Source organism: Amycolatopsis sp. NPDC104819 (assembly GCF_055583145.1).
Genome location: NZ_JBVJON010000001.1, coordinates 331,718 through 355,056, shown reverse-complemented (window position 1 = coordinate 355,056; position 23,339 = coordinate 331,718). Strand labels below are relative to the sequence as shown.

Below are 23,339 nucleotides of genomic sequence, written 5' to 3'. Positions count from 1 at the left end.
ATCACGGCAGCTGCGTGATCCGGTCGGCCGCGGGCGGGGCCAGGTTCGGGTGGGCGCCCAGGTACGCGGTCAGCGCGTCCAGGTCCACCGGTCCGCCGGCCAGGTTGGTGCCCTTGGTGAACTCGGTGAAGCCGTCCCCGCCGGCGGCGAGGAAGTTGTTCACCGACACGCGGAACGTCGCCGCCGGGTCGACCGGCGTGCCGTTCACCGTGATGTTCGAGACCCGCGAGCCCTGCGCCGCGGACGCCGAGTAGCTGTAGTGCAGCGAGCTCGAGATCTGCAGGAACTTCGGGTTCACGCCCGGCGCCCACTGCTGCTCCAGCACGTTCTTGAGGTTCGCGCCGGTCAGCGTGATCGTCTGCATGATGTTCGAGAACGGCTGGACGGTGAACGCTTCGCCGTAGGTCACCACACCGTCGCCTTCGCCCGCCGGGGACGACGCGTAGGTCAGGTCGGCGCGAATGCCGCCCGGGTTGGTCATCGCGATGACCGCGTTGTTCGACTGCGTGCCCGCGAGCTGCGCGTCCGCGATGACGTCGCCCAGCGTCGACTCGCCGGCCGCGTTGCCCGCCGCCTTCAGGTCCTGGGTGATCGTGCCGATCTGCTTGTTCGCGATCGGGCCCGACTTCGCCGTCGCGTCGGCGACCAGCGCCGCCACGGCCGGGTCCGGGGTGACCGTGCGCGTGACGATCTCGTTGTGGGCCTGCGTCGCCGACCGGATGACGTCGCGCGTCTTCAGGTTGATCTTCAGATCCACGACGGACAGCAGGCGGCCGAACGACGCGCCCTGGATGACCGGGCGCGGCTGGCCGGCCGGGTCGTTGATCACGCAGTTGTACTGCTGGTGGCTGTGGCCGGTGAAGATCGCGTCGACCTTCGGGGTCACCGCCTTCGCGATCGCCGTGGCCGGGCCCGGCAGGACCCGGCAGTCGTTCGGACCCTCGAGCTCGGTGCTGTCACCCTGGTGCATGGTCACGATCTGGGCCTTGACGCCGAGGAAGTCGAGCAGGTTCGCGGTGCGGTTGATCGCCTCGACCTCGTCGCCGAACTTCAGGCCCTTGATCGCCTCCGGCGTGACGACCGACGGCAGGTCCTTCAGCGTCGCGCCGATGACCCCGATCGGCACGCCACCCTCGAACTTGACGGTGAACGGCAACAGCGCGGGCAGCCCGTTGGTGAAGTACACATTGGACCCGAGGAATGGGAAGTCCGCACCCTTGAACTTCTTGTCGAACTGGCAACCGTCCGTCGGGTGGCAGCCGCCGAACTGCATGCGCTGCAGTTCCTTGTAGCCCTCGTCGAACTCGTGGTTCCCGACGACGGACGAGCTGACGCCCAGCATGTTCAGGAAGTCGATGGTCGGCTCGTCGTGGAACAGCGCCGAGGTCAGCGGCGACGCGCCGATGTTGTCGCCGCTGGACACGACGAACGAGTTGCGCACCTGCGCCCGCAGCTGCTTCACGTGCGTGGCCAGGTAAGCGGCACCGCCGGCGTCCACAGTGGTCCCGTCGGACTGCGTGACGCGGCCGCTGGAGCCGGTCGGGGGCGCCAGGTTCCCGTGCAGGTCGTTGAACCCGATGATCCGGACGTCCGTGGTGGGGTCCGGGCGCTGACCCGCGGACGCGGGCGCGGTGGTGACCGCGGTCGTCGCCAGCGCGGCCGCGGCGAGCACCACGAGCCGGGTTGAAAGCCTCATGCGTGTTTCCTCCGATTCGCGCCCAAGGTCCCCAAACGGGCGCACGGCGGAGGATTCTGCCTCGCGAAGCAGTCAGCTACCAGGGTCAAAAGACGGACGTGCTGTGCGATCGTTACCAATCCGACCGGCAGCCACGGCGGAACGAGTCCGTTGAGCGGATTCGTTTCAGTCCGTGCCGCCTGCTTTCGGTCGGATTGGTAACGCGAATGTCACCTAACGGCTTCCCTGAAGCAGCACCTGCGCGACGAGCGCCGGGTCGTCGTTCATCGGCACGTGCCCGCAACCGGGCAGGAGCCGGAACGTCCCATGAGGAGCGACCTTCCGCAGGTCGGCGACACGAGGCCGGGCCAGGATCCGGTCGTGCTCGGCCCAGGCGATCGTGACCGGGACGCCGGTGACCGGGCCGGTGAACCGGAAGTCTCCACGCGACTGCGCGGCGGTCGGCTCGAAACCCGGCGCGGTCGCGAGCGCGCAGGCGTCCTCGACGACGGCATCCGCCGTCAGCAGGCCCGGCTTCCCGACGATCATCCCGACGAGCGCCTTGCGCCCCGCCGCCGTCGCGGCGATGCGGCGCACGACGTGCGGCGGTGTGCGCTGGGCGAGCGCACGGTGAGCCTTGAGCGTGGCGATCGCGTACATCTTCTGCGTCCGGTTCCACAGCCCGGCCGGCGACAACGCCGTGACGCTGCGGACGAGCCCGGCCTGGCCGAGTGCCAGTGACAGGAGGCCGCCGAGCGAGTTCCCCGCGACGTGCGGACGGTCCAGGCCCAGCTCGGTGAAGAGCTCCTTGAACATCACCAGCGCGGGCTCGACGCCGTACCCGCCGGCCGGCTCGGGTGACTCCCCGAAGCCGGGCAGGTCGACGGTGATGACGTCACGATGCGGCGTGAGCAGCGGAACCACCGGCGCCCAGGCCTGCCGGCGGTGGCCGATGCCGTGGATCAGCACCAGCGGCTCGCCCCGGCCCGCGCGGTCGTAGACAACGTCGTCCATTACCCGAGAGTAAGTCGGGTGCAGGCGAAAATCTACTACCGCCGGTAACAGTTACTCTGCGTCCGGGTGAACCCGCGTCCCGGTGTCGGCCGACCGCTGGACGACGTCCAGCACCCGGTGCACGCGCACAGCGTGCGCGAAGTCCGGCAGGTCGCCCTTGAGGTGGCGCGCGTAGGCGTGCGCGACGTTGTACGACGGCTCGGCGCTGCGCCCGGCCAGCTGCGGCAGCTCGTAGCGCGTCGGCACGGAGAGCCGCTCCAGCGTGCCGGTGCGGCTGCCGCGCAAGGTCAGCTTCGCGATCCAGAACAGTGGATCCGCGGCGTTGACGACCAGCGTGCCCTCGGTGCCGTTGATCTCCCAGAGGAAGTCGGTCGCGGGGGACGTCCCGCCGCGCAGGTGCAGCGACGCGACCGCGCCGCCGGCCAGCACGCCGGTGACGCCGATCTGGTCCGGCGCGGTCATCGGCACCGGCTCGCCGGTGACCTCGTCGCGCACCCGCGTCCGGACGGTCGCCATGGTCGCGGACAGCTCGGTGAAGCCGCCGAGCACCATGTGGAGCGCGTCGGCGGTGTGGGCAAACGGGATGGTCAGCATCGTCGCCCCGCCTTCGGGGTGCAGCTGGTAGTCCCGCCCGGCCCGGACCGACGGCCCCCAGTTCCCGCCGGAGGCGATCAGCGACGTCGAAAGCACGCGGCCGACGTAGCCGTCCTTGATGAGGTCACGCAGGTAGCGCAGCGCCGGCGCGGACCGCCCCTGCAGCCCGACCGCCGTCTGCCCGCTCTTCGCGGCTTCGGCCAGCGCCTGGCTCTCCGCAAGACTCACGCCGAGCGGCCACTCGCTGAGCACCTGCTTGCCCGCGGCCAGCGCGGGCTCGATCAGCGCCCGGTGCTCGGACACCCGCACCGCGACGACCACCAGGTCGACCTCCGGGTGCCGGGCCAGCTCCCCGGCGTCGCCGAAGGTCAGTGGCACGCCGTACTTCTCCCCGGCCACGCGCGCCGACTCGGCGCTGCTCGCGCTCAGCGCGCGGAGTTCGTAGCCCTCCACCGCGGCCAGCGCGGGCACGTGCGCGGTCGCGGCCCAGCCGCCGTTCGCGCTGAGCCCGACGATGCCGACCCGGACCGGTGCCATGAGCTTTCCTTTCGTTGCCCCGCACAAGACTTCGACGTGCCGAGCGTCGTGGGCATTCCCGCGTGAGCGCAAGCCGCATCCGGTTACGACTGCTTCGTCCCGGCATGACATCGATCACCGCCGTAACAACGCTTCACGCGGTCACGATGTGCCGGGCACTACGACATGTGGGGGAAGAGATGGGCATCGAGGTTGTCCTCGTCGTGCTGGCCGTAGTGGTGCTGCTCATCGTCGGCACGCTGGTCAGCGCGACGCGCGCGGACCGCTCCGAGGACACCGAGGACGACTGACCGATCGGCCCGGCCGCGGGTCGGCCAAGTGGCCGAGGGGCGACCCGGCCGTCCGGCCCTTCGACCGAAGCCGTGCCCCGGTCAAGATCCATAACGTCGAGGGCATGACGAACGCACAGGTCACCGCCCTGCAGTACGGCTTCATCGGCTTCCTCGCGCTGTGGACCGTGGTGCTGGTGCCGCAGCTGCTGACGCAGCTCGCCCGCCACGGCGGTCTCCGGCTGCGGAGCATCGCCACCACCGCGGCGGTGCTGCTCTACGGGTGCATGACCCTCGCGGTCGTCTTCCTGCCGCTGCCCGGGCCGGGCACGCGCCGGCTGAGCCAGGTCGTGCAGCTGCACCCGTTCCAGTGGATCACCGACATCCACACGGAAATGCTCAAGCACGGGTCGCAGTGGTTCATGACGCAGACGTTCCAGCAGGCGTGCCTGAACGTCCTGTTGTTCGTCCCGCTCGGCGTGTTCGCCCGGATCCTGTGGCGGCGCGGCCTCGTCGGCACGGCGCTGATCGGCTTCACGGCGTCACTGCTCATCGAGATCACACAGGTCACGGCCAACTTCGGGACGGCACCGTACGTCTACCGCATCTTCGACGTCGACGACCTCATGAACAACACGTTCGGCGCCGGAGTCGGCTGGGTGTTCGGCGCGCTGCTGCTGGCTCTGGTCCGGCGTTCACCGGTCGAGGTGCAGCCGGCCCGGCGCGAGCGGATCCACCTCGCCCAGACGCGCTAGCCGCGCTTTCCGCTGCAGAGCCGCCCGCTTGGCGGCCCGCCGATCCTCGAGAACAACAACAAAAGCCGCGACGGCCAGGATCAGCGCGACCAGCCCGAGGACGATCGGGAGCTGCACAAAATCCTCCTCGGTACGGCGCTGTGCGGGAGATCACACAGGGTACGCAGGTTTGTGGTGAATCCGCTACCCCCAGCGACGGGGATGGGAGGTGAAGATCAGGTTCGCTGAGGTCAGGGCCTCACCAAGCGCCAAGCGGCGGCAGTTCAACTCCCGGTCCCCGGCTGCGGCGGGCCGAAGACCGCTACCCAGCCACAACCGACGCGACATCACGCGCGGCGAACCAGCTCCGATCGGCCACAAGCCAGCCATCAAAAACCAACCCAGCCGAGGTCAGGACCTCCTCGAGCACCAACCGGCGGCAGGTGAACTCCTGCTCCCACCGCTGCCCCCGAGCCGAATACCGGACCGTCGCCGACAGCAGATCCCCCTTCCGGGCCACGTCCGCGAGCTCGAGCGACACCTCGCCGAGCCGGCCGCCCTGGCCGGACGCCGCGGTGTCGAACCACTCCGGCGGGTGCCACTCGACGATCAGCCGCCCGTCCGGTGCGAGGTGGCGGCGCGCGGCGGCGAGCATCGCCTCGCGGTCGGCGTCCCGCTCGGTGTTCACCAGGTGGCTGGCAAGCAGCACCGCGTCAAACCTGCGGCCGAGCTCCAGATCGCCGATGCGAGCGCAGACCGTCTCGGCCCGCACGTGGGAAAGCATCTCCGCCGAGTCGTCCACAGCAACAACCTCGTGCCCCAGCTCCAACAGCGCGTGCGTAACCCGCCCAACACCACAACCAAGCTCGAGAACCGACGCCCCGGCCGGAACCGCCGCGTGCACGATCTCCGCCTCCCCAGCCGGCGGCAGCAGCAGATAAACCTCAACGTGACAACCGTCCGCGGTGACCATCCCCCGAGCGTGCCGGAAACTGGGCCGAGTGAGCACCCGACCCACAAAGGACCAGCTAGCCGCCGCGCAGGACAAGACCATCCCGGACGTCCTCACCGCCAACCTCGACGTCCTCTTCTGCGGCATCAACCCCGGCCTCTACTCCGGCGCGCTCGGCCGGCACTTCGCCCGCCCCGGCAACCGCTTCTGGCCCGCTCTCCACAACGGCGGCTTCACGCCGCGGCTCTTCAAGCCCAGCGAGCAGGACGAGCTCCTCGATCTCAAGCTCGGCATCACCAACGTCGTCGCCCGGACCACCGCTCGCGCCGACGAGCTCTCCGACGACGAACTGCGCGAAGGCGGGAAGCTCCTCCAGGCCAAAGTCGAGCAGTTCCGGCCGCGGTGGCTGGCCGTAGTCGGGATCACGGCGTACCGGACCGCGTTCGGCTTCCCGAAGGCGCGCGTGGGGCGGCAGGAACACCGGATCGGCGACACCGGCGTCTGGGTGCTGCCGAACCCGAGCGGGCTCAACGCGCACTGGACGCCGGCCGGACTCGCGGTGGAGTTCGCCGCACTGCGGGAGGCCGTTGTGACCCGCTGACCAGTAATGATCCGCACCCAACCGGCGTCTGACCCGTTAGACGCAACGAGGCCGGGAGGAAGGGGAGGCACGGCCGGTTCCGGCGTCCGGACCGACGGCACGGCACCCCGTCGGCGCGGGCCACCCTCAGTAGCACCCACCGCCCCGTCCGGGCATTCCCGTGCCCGTCGAGCCGTTGTCGCGACGGGGTTTTCTACCCAGAGTTTGCTGTGACCGGGCGGTTGGGCCATGAGGGGGAACTGGCGTCATGAGCTGCGCAATCGCGACTCGTACCAAGCAGGAGGAGTCACTTCTGGCCGGTCCCGCAGGGGGGACCGGACGGTGCCGAACGCGTGAACCGAGGGGACGCGTCCGGCGTCCCAGTAGCGACGGCGCAGAGACGGAGGCCCACGATGCACGGCATCGAGCCCACCCGCAGGCCCAGCGGGCCGATCGGACCCGGCGGCCGCAGTCTCGGCGTGGCGGTCGTCGACCCGGTCCCGATCTACCGAGACGGCCTCGCCGCGCTCGTCCACCGCAGCCAGGGGCTGCACTGGGCCGGGCAGGCAGCCAGCCACCACGCCGCTTTGCAGCTGTGCGAACAGGTCAAACCGGACGTCGTGGTGCTCGATTCGGCACTGGATCCGAACTGCCACCTGACGAAGCTGCTCAACGCCGGCGACCCGGCGCTGATCATCGTCACGCTCATCCGTGACGCGAATCGCACCCAGCAGTACCTCGCGGCCGCCATCGCGGCGGGCTCGCATGCGATCGTGCCGCGGTCGATCGATTCACGACGGCTCGCCGAAGCGATCCGGCGGGCGCACAGCGAGCGCCGGTACATCGACCCGGCACTGGCCGCGCTCACCGCGCGGCCGAAGCGCTCGACCGTGCCGAAGGGGGACCTCGCGCACGACAGCCCACCGTCGCCGCGCGGCGGGATGCCGCTGTCCAGGCGCGAGTACCAGGTGCTGCAGCTCGTCGCCGAAGGGCTCGAGAACTCGGCGATCGCGAAGCTGCTCTTCCTGTCCGTCGAGACGGTCCGGACGCACGTCAAGAGCATCCTCCGGAAGCTCTCCGCGCGGGACCGGACACACGCGGTGACCATCGCCTTTCGGGGCGGGATACTGGTTGCCCGCACCGAGGACGGCCACGTGCCGGTGACCGCCGACACAACGGCGCTGCCGGGCGGCCGCTGAGCCGCTCAAGCAGCTAGAGGGCCACTTTTCGGTAGATTTCCGTTACTCGGAAGTGCGGATCTGCTTGCTCCAGTTACCCGCAGGTAATATCCTGAAGTTACCGGCGAGTAAGGCGAACATGTGCCCGGCCGGGGAGCCGAACACATTGGAGTGACGACATGGGCCACTACAAGAGCAACGTCCGAGACCTGGAGTTCAACCTCTTCGAGGTGCTCGGCGTCCAGGAACGCCTGGGCAAGGGTGTGCTCGCCGAGTCCGACGAGGAGACCGCCCGCGGGGTGCTGTCCGAGCTGAACAAGCTCGCGACCGGCCCGCTCGCCGAGTCCTTCGCCGACGCCGACCGCAACCCGCCCGTGTACGACCCGAAGACCTTCAGCGTCAAGATCCCCGAGTCGTTCAAGAAGAGCTACCAGCAGCTCCTCGACGGCGAGTGGTGGCGCCTCGGCCTCACCAACGACCTCGGCGGCTTCGGCCTGCCCCCCACGGTGCAGTGGGCCGCGTCCGAGCTGATCCTCGGCGCCAACGCCCCGCTGTTCATGTACCTGGCGGGCCCGAACTTCGCGATGATCGTGAACAAGAACGGCACCGAAGAGCAGAAGCACTGGGCCCAGCTGATGATCGACCGGGCCTGGGGCGCCACGATGGTGCTGACCGAGCCGGACGCCGGCTCCGACGTCGGCGCGGGCCGCACCAAGGCCGTCCAGCAGGAGGACGGCTCCTGGCACATCGACGGCGTGAAGCGGTTCATCACCTCGGCCGAGCACGACATGAGCGAAAACATCATGCACCTCGTGCTGGCGCGCCCCGAGGGTCCCGGCATCGAGACCAAGCCGGGCACCAAGGGCCTGTCGCTGTTCCTCGTGCCGAAGTTCCACTTCGACTCCAAGACCGGCGAGCTGGGCGAGCGCAACGGCGCCTACGTCACGAACGTCGAGCACAAGATGGGCATCAAGGCCTCGACGACGTGCGAGCTGACCTTCGGCCAGCACGGCACCCCGGCCAAGGGCTGGCTGCTCGGCGAGGTCCACGACGGCATCGCGCAGATGTTCCAGGTCATCGAATACGCCCGGATGATGGTCGGCACGAAGGCCATCGCGACGCTGTCGACCGGTTACCTCAACGCGCTCGAGTACGCCAAGGAGCGCGTCCAGGGCGCCGACCTGCCGAACATGCTGAACAAGGCCGCCCCGCGCGTCACCATCACCCACCACCCGGACGTCCGCCGCTCGCTGATGCTCCAGAAGGCGTACGCCGAGGGCCTCCGCGCGGTGTACCTGTACACGGCGTCGTTCCAGGACCAGCTGTGGACCGGCGAGGGTGACCAGAAGGTCGCGCACGGCGTCAACGACCTGCTGCTGCCGATCGTCAAGGGTGTCGGCTCCGAGCGCGCCACCGAGCAGCTCGTGCAGTCGCTGCAGACCCTCGGCGGATCCGGCTTCCTGCAGGACTACCCGATCGAGCAGTACATCCGCGACGCCAAGATCGACTCGCTCTACGAGGGCACCACGGCGATCCAGTCGCTGGACTTCTTCTTCCGCAAGATCGTCCGCGACAAGGGCGCGTCCCTGGCCTTCGTCGCCGGCGAGATCACGAAGTTCATCGAGTCCGAGGCGGGCAACGGCCGGCTCAAGAACGAGCGCGGGCTGCTCAAGCAGGCCCTCGAGGACACCCAGGGCATGCTGGGCTCGCTGATCGGCTACCTGACGACGTCGCAGGAAGACCCGCAGAACATCAACAAGGTCGGCCAGCACACGGTCCGCCTGCTGATGTCGGTCGGCGACCTGCTCATCGGCTGGCAGCTGCTCAAGCACGCCGAGGTCGCCATCGGCAAGCTCGACGCGGGCGCGTCCGCCAAGGACGTCCCGTTCTACGAGGGCAAGATCGCCGTGGCGTCGTTCTTCTCGAAGCAGGTGCTGCCGGAGCTGACCGCCCGCCGCGCGATCGTCGAGGCCGCCGACAACGCGCTGATGGAGCTCGACGAAGCCGCGTTCTGATGGTCACGAAAAGGGCTCTCCTCACGTGAGGAGGGCCCTTTTCGCGTTTCGGGGTCACCCGATGCGGGCACTCCGCTCTCCGAGTCCGACGAACCCGAATGGCCGGGTTCGCGGATCCTTGAGAGGAGAAAGTGATGACTGTCGCCGGCATCGTCAGCGCACTCATCGTCGGGCTGATCATCGGTGTTCTCGGCCGCCTGGTCGCTCCCGGCAAGCAGAGCATCCCGATCTGGCTGACCATCGTGATCGGCATCATCGCCGCCTTCATCGGCACGGCCATCGCGCGCGGTCTCGGGTACGCCGACACCAACGGCATCGACTGGCTGGAGATCCTGACGCAGGTCGTCCTCGCCGCCATCGGTGTCAGCATCGCCGCCGGCGCTTACGGACGCCGTGGTGTGAGCAGGTAACACCCCCGTATCTCGGCCCGGTCCGGCGCAGCCCTCGAGGCGCGCCGGACCGGGTCTTTTTCTGTCACCCCATCGAGGGGCAAAGCGGGCGGTCTGCGGGGATCGGTGTCACGGTGGCCCTTATTGGACGATCCGAGGAGGGACCGTGCTCGGCGGACTTTGGGGCATCATCTCGACGATCATCGTGGGCCTGATCCTGGGCGTGCTCGGCCGGCTGTTCGCGCCCGGCGACCAGAAGATCCCGATCTGGCTGACCATCGTCGTCGGCATCGTGGCCGCGTTCATCGGCAACTGGCTGGCCGGGGTGTTCGGCGTCCGCGACACGAACGGCATCGACTGGATCCGGCACATCTTCCAGATCGCCGCCGCCGTCGTCGGGGTCATCGCGGCCTCGGCGATCTACGCCAGGGTCAAGGGCGGCAGCCGCACCAGCGCCTGACGGCGAGACCTGCGCCGACGAGCAGCAGCACGGCGGCGCAGGTCATCGTCGCGGTGAGGGCGTGCGCGGACGACGTCGAGGCGAGCGTCAGGAACAGGCTGCCGAACGTGGCCACGCCGACGACCTGGCCCAGCTGCAGCGTGGTGGTCAGCAGACCGCTGACGTCCGACGCGCGGTCGAGCGGAACGTGCGTCAGCGCGTTCACCATCAGGGAGCCGAACGCCGGTCCCATCGACAGGCCGAACAGCAGCAGCGCGACGAAGAACAGCGCGCCGCCGTCCGCACCCACCGCGAGCAGGGCGTACGCGACCGCCGAACCGACGTAACCGCACGGCGTCAGCCACTTGTGCACCCGCTGCGGTAGCCGGTTCCAGAAGAACCCGCAGAGGCCGAAGACCACGCCACCCGGCGCCATCGCCAGGCCGGCGGCCAGTGCCGTCTTGCCGAGGCCGGACTGCAGGTGCAGGGCCACGCAGAAGAGGAACCCGCCGTAGGACGCGACGCCCGCCCCGAGCGTGGCCAGCCCCGGCGCGACACCACGGATCTTGAGCACGGCCAGATCGACGAGCGGGTCGCGCACCCGGCGTTCCACCAAGACGAACAGCACGGCCAGCAGCACGCCGACGGCGACCGAGCCGAACGTCCAGGCGGGCCAGCCGGTTTCGTGCCCGAGCACCAGCGGCAGCACGACGAGCACCACCGCCGGCACGGCGATCGCGAGCCCGCCGACGTCGAGCCGTCGGCCCGCTTTCGCCGCTCCGGCGGGCACCAGCTTGACCGCGAGCGCGGCCACGAGCACCCCGATCGGGACGTTCACCAGGAAGATCGGCCGCCAGCCCGCGCCGAACAGGTCGGCGCCGACGAGCACACCGCCGGCAACCTGGCCCGCGACGAACGCGACCGAGATGACCGCGGTGTACGCACTGAGCGCCTTCGCCCGCGCGGCGCCGGTGAACCGGGCCTGGATGACGCTGATGACCTGCGGCATCATCAACGCGGCGCCGGCGCCCTGCGCGATCCGGGCGACAATCAGCGTGGCGGGGTTCGGCGCGAGCCCGCACAGCAGCGAGCAGACGGTGAAGGTGACGACGCCGGTGACGAACAGCCGTCGCCGTCCGAACAGCTCGCCGAGGCGGGCGCCGGTGATCAGCAGCATCGCGTAACCCACGGTGTAACCGGAGACGACCAGCTGCAGCGCGGCGCCGGACGCGTGCAGGTCGGTGCGGATGTCGGTCATGGCGACGTTCACGACGGTGACGTCGAGCAGCGCCATGAACTGGCCGAGCAGCAGGACGGCCAGCATGAACCACGGCCGCCGGTCCGGCCGGGCTTCCCGGTCCGAGGCCGGGGCAGGGGTGGTCAGTGTCATGCCGTCGACTCTGGGTTTTTTGGCGCTGGGCCTGGGAGAGCCTGGTGATGCTGGTACTGGGAGCACCCGCTTCGCCCGCTGAACCTTCCAAAACTGTCGTACCCCTCGGGCACTATGGCCCTCATGACCCAGACGCAGGTCCCCACGAGCCGCCGGGAGGAGCTCGGCCGGTTCCTCAAGGCGTGCCGGGCGCGGATCGGCCCGGCCGAGGTCGGGCTCGCGCCCGGCCCTCGCCGTCGGCTCAGCGGCCTGCGGCGGGAGGAGGTGGCGCTGCTCGCCGGGGTCGGCGTCACCTGGTACACGTGGCTGGAGCAGGGGCGGCCGATCAACGCGAGCGCGCAGGTGCTCGACGCCGTGGCGCGCACGCTGCGGATGGACCACCCCGAGCGGGAGCACCTCTACCGGCTGGCGGAGCTGACGCCGTCGCGGCTGCCTTCGTCGGAGGAAGCGGTGCCGGACGTGGTGCGCGAGGTGCTGCGCGCGCTGGATCCGTTGCCCGCCACGGTGGTCAACGGCCGCTTCGACGTGCTGGCGTCGAACGCGGCGCAGGAGGAGCTGTTCTGGGAGTGGCACAGCCTGCCGTGCCTGCACAAGAACCTGCTGTGGTGCTGCGTGACCGAGCCCAGCGCGCGGCGGTTCCTGCTGAACTACGACGAGGAGGTCCCGCACATGGTCGCGCGGATGCGGGCCGAGTACGGCCGGCACCTCGGCGACCCGGCCTGGGAGGAGGACATCCGGCGGCTTTCGGCGCTGAGCCCGGAGTTCACCGAGCTGTGGGCGCGCCACGAGGTCGCCGAACCGCGGGCGCGGCTGCGGCGGCTGCACCACCCGCGGGCCGGGCGGATGGACTTCCGGCTGACCGAGCTGGCGGTGTCGGAGGCGCCGGGGCTGCGGATCCAGGTGTCCACACCGGAAGACACGCGCACGTGGGCGTTGCTGCCGTCGACGCGGAGGCCGTCGTGACGGCACTGGATCTGAGCGGCCGGGAGCTGGCTTCGGTGCCGTCGCTGCCTGCGGGTCTGACACGGCTCGACCTCTACCGGAACTCGCTCACGGCGGTGCCCGCGTCGCTGTGGGAGCACACCGGGCTGGAGGTGCTCAACCTGGCGGCGAACCGGCTTTCCTCGCTGCCGCCGGGAATCTCGGCGCTGACGTCGGTGCACACGCTCGACCTGGGGCACAACCGGTTCCCGTCGCTGCCCGACGAGCTGGGTGATCTGGCCGGGCTCACGGAGTACCTGTACGTCAGCGACAACCAGCTGACCGAGTTTCCGGCGGCGTGGTGCCGGCTGGGGAAGCTGAGGTACCTGGGCTGCACGGACAACCGGATCCGTGCGCTGCCCGCGGATCTCTCGGGTTTGGCTTCGCTGCGGGAACTCCGGCTCTACCGCAACGAGCTGACGCAGCTGCCGTCGTCGATCGGCACGCTGGGAGCGTTGCGGGAGCTGCATCTCCGGGGCAACGGGCTGACTTCGCTGCCGGAGTCGATCGGCTCGCTGAGTGAGATCCGCCAGCTAGACCTGCGGGAGAACGCGTTGGTCTCACTTCCGGACTCGGTCGCTCAACTGTCCAAATTGGACAAGCTGGATCTGCGGTGGAACAAGAACTTCCGCGAGCCGGCGTGGTTGCGCTCGTTTGAAGAGGAGGGGTGCATGGTCCTTCGCTGACAACTCAACACAGGATGGTCGGACGCGGACCGTAGGTCGCGGTGTGCGACGTCCGCCGGACTTCGGCGCCGCTGCCGACGTCGTAGAGCACGCGGGTGTCGGTGATGCTGAAGCCGGGTGTGCCGATGGACGCCTGGCACGGGCTGACGCCCCCGAACTGGACGGGGGGCGGGTCGCCGGGGACCTGGGCGCCGGTCTGGCTCTCGACGCGGTAGTGGCGGGTGCCCCAGATCCGGACGGTCACGGAGTCGCCGGAAACCGTGGCCTGGACGGCGATCCCGGTCGGCGAGTCGTTGGTCAGCTTGAGCTCGACGGGGCTGCCGTCGGCGTTGACGGCCTTGGCGTCACGGGCGGCCGGGTAGCGGTCGAGGTAGTGGTCGTGCTCGAGATGGCCGCCGTCGGTCAGGCCCGCGAGGTAGCCGGCGTTGTACAAGGTGGACGCCAGCTGCGAGACCCCACCACCGACGACGGTCGGGCCGGTGCCGTCTTCGTCGGCCGGGGCGGGCACGTAACCGGCGTCCGCGGTGCGCGGGCCGGAGCGGGCGCCGAGGCTGAACGTCTCGCCGGGCTTGACGATCGTGCCGGACACGCGGTCGGCGAGCGTGCGGTTGTTCGTCGCGGCCGGGCCGGCGAGGCCGGCGGTGGTGAACTCGCCGATCACGGCGGTGATGCCGAGCGCCCCGGCGGCTTCGGTGGTGACGCCGGGCTTCGTCGCGTTGTAGACGACCGGGAGGTCCCGCCCGCCGGTCTTCTTCAGGACGTCGATGAGCGGCAGGAAGGTCTTCTCCCAGTTGATCTTCCGCGCGTCTTCGGACGGCTCGACGCTCGGCTGGTCGCCGGTGAAGACGATCTGGGCGTCCTTGCCGTCGGTCTCGGTGCTCGCGAGCCCGTCGGTGAGCGCGGCCTGCAGCTTGCCCTGGTCGATGCGGACCTCGACGGCCCCGCCCTCGACCGCGGCGAACTGGAAGGACGCGGCGATGGCGTCCGGCTTGAGCGGGACGTCCTTGCCCTGCCCGTGCACGACGACGGGCGTCGCCACCGCGGGCACCACGATCTGCCGAAAGGCGGCTTGGACGCCCGCGGCGGTCGCCTTCACCGGCGTGATCGCCATGGTCAGCTTGACCCCGGCGGGGTCGAGCCAGTGGTCGGTGACGGTGTGCACGGCGGCGTCGAGATCGGTCAGCTGCTGGCCCTGCCTGGGCAGGACCGGGTAGGGCGTGACACCGCCATCGCTGTCCTGGAGCGGCATGAACCCGACGGCGCCTTCGGTGGCGGCGTGGTTGAGCTTGCCCTCGGCGAGCGCGCGCACGGCCTGGCTGATCTGGTTGGGATCGGTCCGCGTGGCGACGCCGACCTCGCGGCTGCTGAAGAAGGACATGATCCGCGTGATCGGACTCAGCGGCTGGTGCCCGGCGAGGCCGAGGGTGTTCGGCCAGTCGAGCCCCAGCCCGGAGCGCGAGGGAACGAGCTCGGCCTGGACATCCCCGCCGTGGATGACAACAGGCCGAGTCAGCCGCGGCTCGAGCTCTTTGCGCAGCTTGGCTTCCGCGTCGGCGTGGGAAAGGCCGCCGACATCGATGCCCGCGACGGTGACACCCCGCGGAACGTCCCCGGCGCTGGCGATGAGGTCGATGGCGTAGAGGATGACGAAGAGCCCGAGAGCGAGCCCGATGGCCATCATGGTGTGGGCGACGCCCTTGCGCAGCTTCCGCGCGGGAGTCTCGGGAACGGGCGGCGCGGGGTTTTCGAGCAGCTCCCCGAGCAGATCATCGGCAAAGAGATCGGTGGTGGCAGTGGCCCCACCGACGGCGGTCGCCTCCGCGGGAGGCGCTTCGGCGGCTGCGATCTCGGCTTGGACGGTCGCAGGCTCATCCGGCCACTCGGGCGCATCCGGCTCGGGAAGCGGCGCGGCCCCTTTGGCAGGCGCGGCCGGTTGCGCGGTTTCGGCGGGCAGCTCCACGGCCTCGGCCGCTGAAGCTTCCGCGGCGGGCGCGAGCGCAGGCTCGGCCGCTCCAGGCTCGGTCGATGGCTCCGCCACCTCGGGTTCTACGGACTCTGCCGCCGCGGTTTCCCCTGCGGCCACCGTCGCGGACCCCGCCACGTCGGCTGGCTCCGCGGGCTCGATCATCTCCGCGGGCACCGCTTCGGAGGCGGCTCCTGCGGGCTCAGCTGTCGCGGTTTCCCCAGCGGGCTCGGGGGGCAGCTCCGGCTCGGCCGCCACCCCGGCAGGCTCGGCCGCCGCGATCTCCCCGGTGGTCGCGGGCTCGACCGGTGCCGACTCGCGGTCGGCCTTGGTCGGGTCGGCGCGCTTGCGCACGTCGTCGTCTGACACGCCCCCGCCCTCCGCCGGCTCGCCCTAGAGGTAGAGCCCCGTGCCGTGCTCGGTTCGCTCTGTCGCCACCGCGTGGATGTCGCGTTCGCGCATCACCAGGTGGGCGTCGCCCTGGATTTCCACCTCGAGCTGGTCGTCCGGGTTGAAGAGCACTCGGTCGCCGATCTTGACGTTTCGGACGCTGTTCCCCACGCCCAGTACATCACCCCACGCGAGCCGGCGCGCGACCTGCGCGGTCGCGGGGATCACGATGCCGCCGCTGCTGCGGCGCTCGCCCTCTTCCGGCGACAGCCGCACGAGCACCCGGTCGTGCAGCATCTGGATCTCGAGTTTCGGCCCGGCAGACACGGGCAGCATGTTACCCGCCGGAGCGCGGCTCACCCGCCATGACCAGGCTCAGCTCCCGCGCCCCGTCCGGCGACAGCCGCACCGGGACGCCCCAGTCCTGCCGCGTGATGCGGCACGCCGGGTGCTCACCACCCTCGTCGCAGCTCGCGGCCTGCGCCACCACCTGCAGCACACCTTCGCCGACACCCGAAGCCAGCCGGATCTTGCGCGTCAGATCCGTGCCGGCACCAACACCGTCGGCCAGCAGGGACGGCGGCGAAGCGCTGATCTCCAGCCGGGTCGACGGACCGAAACGGTCGTCCAGCTTCTCGCCGGGCGGCGCCGCGAAGACCACCGAAAAGTCGATCTCACCCGGGGCCAGCACCGTCGGCGGACGGCGGACCGCGTGCGCGTCACCGCTGACGACCGTCGGCTCGGTGGTGGGCAGCGGGCCGACGCGGTTGCCCGCGGACTCGACGACCAGCAGGTTCCCGTCGTGCAGCAGCAGCCCCTGCGGCTCCAGGAGCCCGGACGCGATCGTGGTCACTTCGCGCGTGAAGACGTCGAAGCGGCGTACGGCGCCGTTGTAGGTGTCGGCGATCGCGATCTTGTCGCCGGGCAGCACGGCGAGGCCGAGCGGGTGCTGCAGCAGCGCCTGGTCCGCCGGGCCGTCGGTGTGGCCGAAGGAGAAGAGGTCAACGCCGATCGCCGTGTGCACGGTGAACGAGTCGCCGTCGGGCTCGATCCAGCGCAGGGCCGACGTCTCCGCGTCGGCGAGCCACAGCTTCTCGCCGTCCACCGCGAGGCCGGACGTCTGCGCGAAGAACGCTTCGGTGACGTCGCCGTCTCGGAGGCCTTCGACGGTCGTCCCGGCGAAGCGGCGGATCGTGCCGCCGATCGGGTCGAACACGCTCAGGGTGTGGTTGCCCGCCATCGCGACGACGATCCCGCCGGCCGGGCCGTACCAGGCGACGTCCCACGGGCTCGTGAGGTCGACCTCGATGCCCTTGCCCGAGTCCGGCCCGCTGCGCCACTGCGCGCCGGTGCCGGCGACCGTGGTCACCTCGCCGGTGATCAGGTCGAGGCCGCGCAGCCGGTGCCCGGCGGTGTCGGCGACGACGGCGTGGTACCCGGCGCGTTCGGCGACGTCGTAGGGCAGCAGCGCGATGCCGGACGGCTCGGTGAAGGTCGCGACGTCGAACGGCCCGTCCTGGGCGCCGCGCTCGCCGCTGCCGAAGCGGCGGATGACGGTCTCGCCGTCCGAAGCGAACTCGACGATCGCGTGGTGCCCGGTGTCCGCGACCAGCACGCGCCCCTCGGCGGTGGCGACGGCCTTGCTCGGGAACCGCAGCTCGCCGCTCTGCTCCTCGGCCGGCACGTACAGACTGCCCCCGCGGCGAAGTGTCCCCTTCGCTTCGTGCTTCGTCACGAGCTCCGCGATGACGCGGCGAAGCGCCTCTTCGTGCCCTTCACCAGCGGCGACGTGCACGACGTACCCCTCGGGGTCGACGACGGCCAGCGTCGGCCACGCGCGGACCGCGTACTGCGACCACAGCTCCATCTTCGGGTCGTTGACGACGGGATGGTGCACCTCGTAACGACGGACCGCGGCCTCGATCGACGCGGGCTCACCCTCGTGCAGGAACTTCGGCGAGTGGACGCCGATCGTGACCAGCACGTCCGCGAACTCGGCTTCGAGGGGACGCAGCTCGTCGAGCACGTGGAGGCAGTTGACGCAGCCGCTGGTCCAGAAGTCCAGCAGCACGACGCGCCCGCGCAGCTCGGCGAGGGTGAGCGGGCGGCCGCCGGTGTTCAGCCAGGTGTCGCCGCGCAGTTCGGGGGCGCGCACGCGGCTCTGCGGTCGTGGTGAGGTCACGGCAAGAGTGAACTACACCCGCTCACGCTCTGTTCCCCCCATCCAGCTGATGAGAGAACAAACTCACGCCCGTGAAGACGGCGGAAAAGAACGCGCGGCGGGGTGAGCCGCCGCTTAGGCTCGGGTCATGACCCCAGTCCAGCCGGCCGGCGCCCTCACCCCGGAGGAGGCACGGCACCTGCAGGAGAACCTCCGGGAACCGGTGCGTCCCGGGCTGAGCGAAGCCGAGCTCGACGACGTCGAGCGCCGGTTCGGCTTCAGCTTCGCCGCGGACCACCGCACGTTCCTGTCCGCCGGTGTGCCCATCGGCGACCGCTGGCCCGACTGGCGTTGCGGCAACCCCGAGCAGCTGCGCAAACGTTTGGCCTGGCCGGTCGACGGCGTGCTGTACGACGTCGAGCACAACGGCTTCTGGCTGCCCGACTGGGGCACCCGCCCGGTCGGCCCGGAGGACGCGGTCCGCGAGGCCCGCCGGCGCCTGGCCGACGTGCCGCAGCTGGTGCCGGTCTGCGGGCACCGCTACCTGCCCGGCGTCCGCGGGTCGATGGGCTACCCGGTGCTCTCGGTGTACCAGACCGACATCATCGTCTACGGCTGTGACCTGCGGGACTACCTGCACCGCGAGTTCTCGACGGGCGGCATCAGCACGGCCCCGCCGGACGGCCCGCGGTACATCCCGTTCTGGTCCCGCTTTCTCGACTAGCCGCTTCTCGGCAAATCTTGGCCAGACACTAGACAGCCCGATAAACGGCCAGAGATCAGTATTCTCGACGCAGCATGCGGCTCACGCCGGCCGCCACCGTGGTCGCCAGGATCCAGCCGGACGCCGTGAAGCCGGCAGCCACCCAGTTGTCCGTGCCGTGCATGTACCAGCGGCTCTTGTTGCCGAAGTCCACGATCGGCACCAGCAGGTCGGCCGTGTAGATCACCGGGTTCCACTGCAGGCCCGTGTCCTGCTGGTTGACCACGCACCGCCGGCCGTTCGCGATGACCTGGTGCGCGGGGTCCGGGTTCGTCCAGTTGACGCAGTCGTCGGTGCCCAGGCCGAACCACAGGCTGCCCAGCACCAGCAGCGTGAACAGCCAGCCGAGCGCGCGCACCGGGCGGTAGCCGTAGCCGACCATCGAACGCTGCAGCCAGCTCCACGTCCGGACACCCGGGCCGAAGAACTTGAAGCCCTGGGCCAGCGCCTCGTAGCGGAACTGCTGCTTGCGCAGCGCCACCGTCGAGGCGTGCTCCTCGTTCCCGGCCGCGCGCAGCATGTGCGCGAGCTGGTCGTACGGGCCCGGCCGGTAACCGCGCATCGCCTTGCGCAGCAGCTCGATGCGGTGGTCGAGCGCCTTGTCGTCGGCGAGCGGGATGCCCTTGCCGAGCGCGTCGTAGCGGAAGTCCTCCAGCTCGATGCCTTCGGACGCGGCCCAGAACGCCTCGTTGTCGTTCAGCGTGCCGCAGTGCGCCCGCCGCAGGACGACCCTTCCGGCCGGGGGCACGCTCGGGGTCAGTGTGAACTCGTCCGCGGCGACGTCCCCCGCGTCGAGCGCCACCGCGAACGGCGGCAGCGAGCCGAGCTGTGATCCCCGCAGGTCGACGCGCCGCGCGACCTGGGCGCCGTCGAGGTTGACCCCGCCCTCGGCGACGAACGGACGGCTGTTGTTGTCACGCAGCGTGAGATCACGCCCGATCCGGCCGGTTCGGACGTCGAGGGAGAAACTGCTGGTGGCGCGGCGGCCGGGATCGGTGAGCCGGGTGCCGGCCAGGTTGATGCTGCCGCCGACCTCGACACCCTGCAGCCGCAGCGTGCCGTGGATCGTGGCGTCGGTGAGCTGGAAGTTGCCCGCGATCTTCGACCGGCGCGCGGAGAAGACGTCCCGGCCGGGGTGGCGGAACATCGAGTTCCAGGCCAGGAAGTTGCCCCCGACGGTGACGTCGGCCAGGCGCAGCTGCCCGGCGGGCACCCGCAGGCTCGTCGCCTCGATGTCACCGCCGATCTCGGTGCCGTCGAGGTGCAGCGCGCGGTCGTAGTACGGCTGCGACTTGCCGCGCACCACGGTGATCTCCGCGCCGGCCAGCCGCAGCGAGCCGCCGATCCGGGCGTTGACCATGCGCAGCGTGCCGAGCGCCTGCAGGCCGTCCGACAGCTCCAGGTTGCCGTCGACGCGCAGCCGGTCGACGACCAGCGCGGGCCGCGGGTCGAGGTACGGGTCGTTGGACTTCCACGCGTCGACGGCGATCGGCCCGTGCTGCGACACCGTCAGCTTCGCTTCGCGCAGCACGATGTCGCTGTCCACCGTGGCGCTCGGCAGGTACATGATCCCGGTCGCGGAGAAGCGTTTGCGCTGGCTGGCCGGCCCGTAGTTGTCGACTTCGCAGAGCAGGCTGCCGCCGATGTGCAGGCCGTTGCCGTTGAGCGCGAAGCCGTCCGGGTTGTTCAGGGTGGCGCCCGAGAAGTTGACGTTACCGCCGGTGCGCAGGCCCGGGAGCCGGACTTCGCCGTTCGCGACCATCCGGTAGGCCAGCAGCGCGCCGGTCAGGACGAGCCGGTCGGCCTGGATCGCCTTGCCGTGCGGGTGCGAGATGACGGTACGGGTGAGCACCATCGACCCCTCGATCACGGCGTCGGTGAGGTTGACCGCGGCGTTCGGCATCCCGCGTTCGCGGTCGTCGCCGCGCTGCACGGTGGTTTCCTCGATCTCGCGGTCGGCGCCGTCGACCTGCACGACGCAGCGGATGAGCCGGACGTCGTTGCGGCTGCGCAGGTTGCGTGCCTTGAGCCCGGGCAGCCAGCACTTGCGAAAGACCAGGCCGAGCAGGTTCGCCTCACGCACGTCCGGCGGCTGCTCGAACCGGCAGCGCTCGAACCGGAACAGGTACTTCAGGTCCGCGGCGCGCAGGTCGAGCGTCCCGGTGATGTAGGCGTCCTCGACGTAGACGATCGGCGCGTTGGTGGCTTGACGCCGCCAGCGCAGCAGGCCGCCGTTGCCGGGTTTCAGCAGGTCGGACGCCTTGACCTCGTAGCGGCGGTCGGGGATGCCCGCGAACGGGTCGAGGGGTGGCAGCGCGTTTTCGGTCGTCATCGTCTCCCCCACCCCATTGCCCGCACCGACTATAACACCGGATGATCACCGGCCTGGCCTATTGCCGCTGCCGATCATCCGTGATGTGATCGATTCACAATATCCCCGGGGGGAGGGGCTAATTGGCAACCATTGACCAGTGTGCGTATTGCACCGGTGCCGGTCATGGTGATCAGCCACTCCGCATGAGCACCCGAGGAGCCGTTTCCTTTTCCAGAGGGGTGGAGAAATGCGCACAATCGCGCGCGGAGCGCTGGTCACGGCGGCTTTGGCGACCAGCGGCACGTTCCTTTTCGGCGGAACGGCGGCGTTCGCCGATGCCGCGAGCACCAATGAGGTCGTCGTCGCCGGCCCGTTCGACTGGTACGACTCGTGCCACCGGACGCAGCAGGAATACCAGCGGTACTACACCATTGTCCAGGGCTGCTTCCAACTGGAAACAGGCAACGACAAGTGGATCTTCACGTATGACAACACGCACCACTAGAACGACCACGGCGGAATAGCCGCCGATTTGATCGCCCGGCACGTCCACACGGACCTGCCGGGCGATCAAGCACGGGCTGCCGACGCGGAGCCGGCAGCAGCTTCATTCACCGTCGAGGCTCTGCGTCGGGTTGAGGACCCGGTTGAGGAACGACTTCGTGCGGTCGTGCTGCGGGTCGCCGATCACCTGGCCGGGCGGGCCCTGCTCGACGACCACGCCGCCGTCCATGAACAGCACGCTGTCGGCCACTTCGCGGGCGAACTGCATCTCGTGCGTGACGACGAGCATCGTCATGCCCTCTTCGGCCAGCTGCCGCATGACCGCGAGCACGTCGCCGACGAGCTCCGGGTCCAGCGCGGACGTCGGCTCGTCGAACAGCATCACGTCCGGGTTCATCGACAGCGCCCGCGCGATCGCGACGCGCTGCTGCTGACCGCCGGAAAGCTGTCCCGGCAGCGACGTCTCCTTCTCGCTCAGGCCGACCTTCTCCAGGTTCTCCCGGGCGATCCGGACGGACTCCTCCTTGCCGCGCTTGAGGACCTTCCGCTGCGCGACGGTGAGGTTGTCCAGCACGGTCAGGTGCGCGAAGAGGTTGAAGCCCTGGAAGACCATGCCGATCTTGCGCCGGGCGCCGTCGATGTCGACGTCCTCGTCGGTGATCTCGTTGCCGTTGACCACGATCTTGCCCTGCTGCGGCTCCTCCAGGAGGTTCACGCAGCGCAGCAGCGTCGACTTGCCCGACCCGGACGGCCCGATGATGCAGACGACCTGGCCGCGTTCGACCTGCAGGTCGATGCCCTTCAGCACCTCCAGCGGGCCGAACGCCTTGTGCAAACCGGAAATTTCGACGATGACGTCGGTCATGTGGCACCTCCGCCGGACACCCCGGCGCCGTATTTCTTCTCCAGCCGCTGCTGCAGGATCGACAGCGGGATGGTGATGACGAGATAACAGAGGCCCGCGACGACGATCGGGGTGAGCCCCTTCGCCTCCAGCAGGGCCTGGCGGCTGAACTGCGCGAGCTCCTGCTGCGCCGGCGTCGTGCCGAGCAGGAACGCCAGCGACGAGTCCTTCGTCAGCATGATCAGCTCGTTGGCCAGCGGCGGCAACACGATCCGGAAGGCCTGGGGGATGACGATCGTGATCATCGACCGGGTCGGCGACATGCCCAGCGACCGGGCGGCCTCGACCTGCCCGCGCGGCACCGCCTGGATGCCGGCCCGGATCGTCTCCGCCATGTAGGCCGAGGACACGATGCCGAGCGCGATCATGATGGAGACGTTGCGCGGCAGGTGCGTGTCCGGGAACGCGATCGGGACGCCGACCCCGACCGCGAGGAAGATCAGCAGCGCGGGCAGCCCGCGGAAGAACTCGATGTACCCGCGCGCGAACCACCGGTACGGCCCCACCGAGGACAGCCGCATCAGCGCGAGCACGAGCCCGAGCCCCAGGCCCAGCGCGAACCCGAGCGCGGTGAAGATGATGGTGTTCTTGAGCGCGACCGTGATGACGTCGGGGAACTGCTGCGCGGCGACGTCCAGGTCGAAGAACGCCCGCCCGATCTGACCCCAGTTGGCCAGGAACGCGAAGACCACGACGATCACGAGCAGCAGGACGTACTGTGCACCCCGGAACGCCGATCGTCGCTGGCGTCGGCTCAGTGCCATTTCACTCCTCTGGCAGGCCCGGAAAGGGCATCGGAAACACCGCTGTGGGGGGGGGGGGGGGGGAGGGGAAAGGGGGGGGGGGGGGGGGGGGGGGGGGGGGGGGAGAGGGGGGGGGGGGGGGGGGCTGGAAACGGAGGGTGGGA

Annotated in this window: 22 protein-coding genes; 10 read left to right on the top strand and 12 right to left on the bottom strand. The window is 70.0% G+C overall.

Annotated features, from left to right (window positions below; all coding sequences use genetic code 11):
• Position 1: 1 nt before the first annotated feature.
• The 3 genes from ACZ63E_RS01700 to ACZ63E_RS01690 all read right to left on the bottom strand — a co-directional run bounded on the left by ACZ63E_RS01700 (position 2) and on the right by ACZ63E_RS01690 (position 3,820).
• Entirely contained in the window at positions 2 to 1,696 is a 1,695-nt protein-coding gene (locus tag ACZ63E_RS01700) for a bifunctional metallophosphatase/5'-nucleotidase (protein ID WP_465333486.1), read from the bottom strand.
• A 213-nt stretch (positions 1,697 to 1,909) separates the two neighbouring features.
• Positions 1,910 to 2,689: an alpha/beta fold hydrolase gene (locus ACZ63E_RS01695; RefSeq protein WP_465333484.1), complete on the bottom strand. Its 780-nt coding sequence runs from the start codon at positions 2,687 to 2,689 to the stop codon at positions 1,910 to 1,912.
• 51 nt (positions 2,690 to 2,740) lie between these two features.
• Positions 2,741 to 3,820: a Gfo/Idh/MocA family protein gene (locus tag ACZ63E_RS01690; RefSeq protein WP_465333483.1), complete on the bottom strand. Its 1,080-nt coding sequence runs from the start codon at positions 3,818 to 3,820 to the stop codon at positions 2,741 to 2,743.
• 394 nt (positions 3,821 to 4,214) lie between these two features.
• Here ACZ63E_RS01690 and ACZ63E_RS01685 point away from each other — a divergent pair, with 394 nt between their 5' ends.
• On the top strand, positions 4,215 to 4,844 hold the full coding sequence (locus tag ACZ63E_RS01685) for a VanZ family protein (protein ID WP_465333481.1): 630 nt from the start codon (positions 4,215 to 4,217) through the stop codon (positions 4,842 to 4,844).
• Here the strand turns inward: ACZ63E_RS01685 and ACZ63E_RS01680 are convergent.
• A complete protein-coding gene (locus ACZ63E_RS01680; RefSeq protein ID WP_465306816.1) occupies positions 4,785 to 4,961 on the bottom strand; it encodes a hypothetical protein in 177 nt (58 codons plus the stop codon). The two genes, ACZ63E_RS01685 and ACZ63E_RS01680, sit on opposite strands and share 60 nt — an antisense overlap.
• 184 nt (positions 4,962 to 5,145) lie before the next feature.
• Positions 5,146 to 5,796, bottom strand: coding sequence for a class I SAM-dependent methyltransferase (locus tag ACZ63E_RS01675; RefSeq protein WP_465333480.1), 651 nt, complete (start codon positions 5,794 to 5,796; stop codon positions 5,146 to 5,148).
• Between the two features lie 28 nt (positions 5,797 to 5,824).
• Here ACZ63E_RS01675 and mug point away from each other — a divergent pair, with 28 nt between their 5' ends.
• From mug to ACZ63E_RS01650, 5 genes are all read left to right on the top strand, one after another.
• Positions 5,825 to 6,376 (top strand): G/U mismatch-specific DNA glycosylase, encoded by a 552-nt coding sequence (gene mug, locus ACZ63E_RS01670; RefSeq protein WP_465333478.1) that lies wholly within the window; start codon positions 5,825 to 5,827, stop codon positions 6,374 to 6,376.
• Positions 6,377 to 6,768: 392 nt separating this feature from the next.
• Positions 6,769 to 7,554, top strand: a complete 786-nt coding sequence (locus tag ACZ63E_RS01665) for a response regulator transcription factor (RefSeq protein ID WP_465333476.1) — start codon at positions 6,769 to 6,771, stop codon at positions 7,552 to 7,554.
• Between the two features lie 158 nt (positions 7,555 to 7,712).
• Positions 7,713 to 9,548, top strand: coding sequence for an acyl-CoA dehydrogenase (locus ACZ63E_RS01660; protein ID WP_465306808.1), 1,836 nt, complete (start codon positions 7,713 to 7,715; stop codon positions 9,546 to 9,548).
• A gap of 134 nt (positions 9,549 to 9,682) precedes the next feature.
• Positions 9,683 to 9,958: a GlsB/YeaQ/YmgE family stress response membrane protein gene (locus tag ACZ63E_RS01655; RefSeq protein ID WP_465306806.1), complete on the top strand. Its 276-nt coding sequence runs from the start codon at positions 9,683 to 9,685 to the stop codon at positions 9,956 to 9,958.
• Positions 9,959 to 10,103: 145 nt separating this feature from the next.
• A complete protein-coding gene (locus ACZ63E_RS01650) occupies positions 10,104 to 10,397 on the top strand; it encodes a GlsB/YeaQ/YmgE family stress response membrane protein (protein WP_370969631.1) in 294 nt (97 codons plus the stop codon).
• Here the strand turns inward: ACZ63E_RS01650 and ACZ63E_RS01645 are convergent.
• Entirely contained in the window at positions 10,369 to 11,766 is a 1,398-nt protein-coding gene (locus tag ACZ63E_RS01645) for an MFS transporter (protein ID WP_465333474.1), read from the bottom strand. The genes ACZ63E_RS01650 and ACZ63E_RS01645 overlap by 29 nt on opposite strands.
• A 123-nt stretch (positions 11,767 to 11,889) precedes the next feature.
• On the opposite strand from ACZ63E_RS01645, the gene ACZ63E_RS01640 reads away from it, so the two are divergent.
• Together ACZ63E_RS01640 and ACZ63E_RS01635 are read left to right on the top strand one after the other, a co-directional pair.
• Positions 11,890 to 12,729, top strand: coding sequence for a helix-turn-helix transcriptional regulator (locus ACZ63E_RS01640; RefSeq protein ID WP_465333472.1), 840 nt, complete (start codon positions 11,890 to 11,892; stop codon positions 12,727 to 12,729).
• Positions 12,726 to 13,433, top strand: coding sequence for a leucine-rich repeat domain-containing protein (locus ACZ63E_RS01635; RefSeq protein WP_465333470.1), 708 nt, complete (start codon positions 12,726 to 12,728; stop codon positions 13,431 to 13,433). Before ACZ63E_RS01640 ends, ACZ63E_RS01635 begins: the two co-directional genes overlap by 4 nt.
• Positions 13,434 to 13,437: 4 nt before the next feature.
• Here ACZ63E_RS01635 and ACZ63E_RS01630 read toward each other — a convergent pair whose 3' ends face one another.
• The 3 genes from ACZ63E_RS01630 to ACZ63E_RS01620 all read right to left on the bottom strand — a co-directional run bounded on the left by ACZ63E_RS01630 (position 13,438) and on the right by ACZ63E_RS01620 (position 17,941).
• Positions 13,438 to 15,471 (bottom strand): VanW family protein, encoded by a 2,034-nt coding sequence (locus ACZ63E_RS01630; RefSeq protein WP_465334341.1) that lies wholly within the window; start codon positions 15,469 to 15,471, stop codon positions 13,438 to 13,440.
• Between the two features lie 318 nt (positions 15,472 to 15,789).
• Positions 15,790 to 16,122: a GroES family chaperonin gene (locus tag ACZ63E_RS01625; protein WP_465306795.1), complete on the bottom strand. Its 333-nt coding sequence runs from the start codon at positions 16,120 to 16,122 to the stop codon at positions 15,790 to 15,792.
• Position 16,123: 1 nt separating this feature from the next.
• Positions 16,124 to 17,941 (bottom strand): NHL domain-containing thioredoxin family protein, encoded by a 1,818-nt coding sequence (locus ACZ63E_RS01620; protein ID WP_465334339.1) that lies wholly within the window; start codon positions 17,939 to 17,941, stop codon positions 16,124 to 16,126.
• A 154-nt stretch (positions 17,942 to 18,095) separates the two neighbouring features.
• Here ACZ63E_RS01620 and ACZ63E_RS01615 point away from each other — a divergent pair, with 154 nt between their 5' ends.
• On the top strand, positions 18,096 to 18,671 hold the full coding sequence (locus ACZ63E_RS01615) for a hypothetical protein (protein WP_465333468.1): 576 nt from the start codon (positions 18,096 to 18,098) through the stop codon (positions 18,669 to 18,671).
• A gap of 55 nt (positions 18,672 to 18,726) precedes the next feature.
• Here ACZ63E_RS01615 and ACZ63E_RS01610 read toward each other — a convergent pair whose 3' ends face one another.
• Entirely contained in the window at positions 18,727 to 21,042 is a 2,316-nt protein-coding gene (locus tag ACZ63E_RS01610; RefSeq protein WP_465333466.1) for an oxidoreductase, read from the bottom strand.
• 229 nt (positions 21,043 to 21,271) lie between these two features.
• Here ACZ63E_RS01610 and ACZ63E_RS01605 point away from each other — a divergent pair, with 229 nt between their 5' ends.
• A complete protein-coding gene (locus ACZ63E_RS01605) occupies positions 21,272 to 21,529 on the top strand; it encodes a hypothetical protein (protein ID WP_465333465.1) in 258 nt (85 codons plus the stop codon).
• Positions 21,530 to 21,631: 102 nt separating this feature from the next.
• Here ACZ63E_RS01605 and ACZ63E_RS01600 read toward each other — a convergent pair whose 3' ends face one another.
• Positions 21,632 to 22,393 (bottom strand): amino acid ABC transporter ATP-binding protein, encoded by a 762-nt coding sequence (locus ACZ63E_RS01600; RefSeq protein ID WP_465306789.1) that lies wholly within the window; start codon positions 22,391 to 22,393, stop codon positions 21,632 to 21,634.
• Positions 22,390 to 23,196: an amino acid ABC transporter permease gene (locus ACZ63E_RS01595; protein ID WP_465333464.1), complete on the bottom strand. Its 807-nt coding sequence runs from the start codon at positions 23,194 to 23,196 to the stop codon at positions 22,390 to 22,392. The genes ACZ63E_RS01600 and ACZ63E_RS01595 overlap by 4 nt, the downstream gene beginning before the upstream one ends.
• Positions 23,197 to 23,339 lie beyond the last annotated feature (143 nt).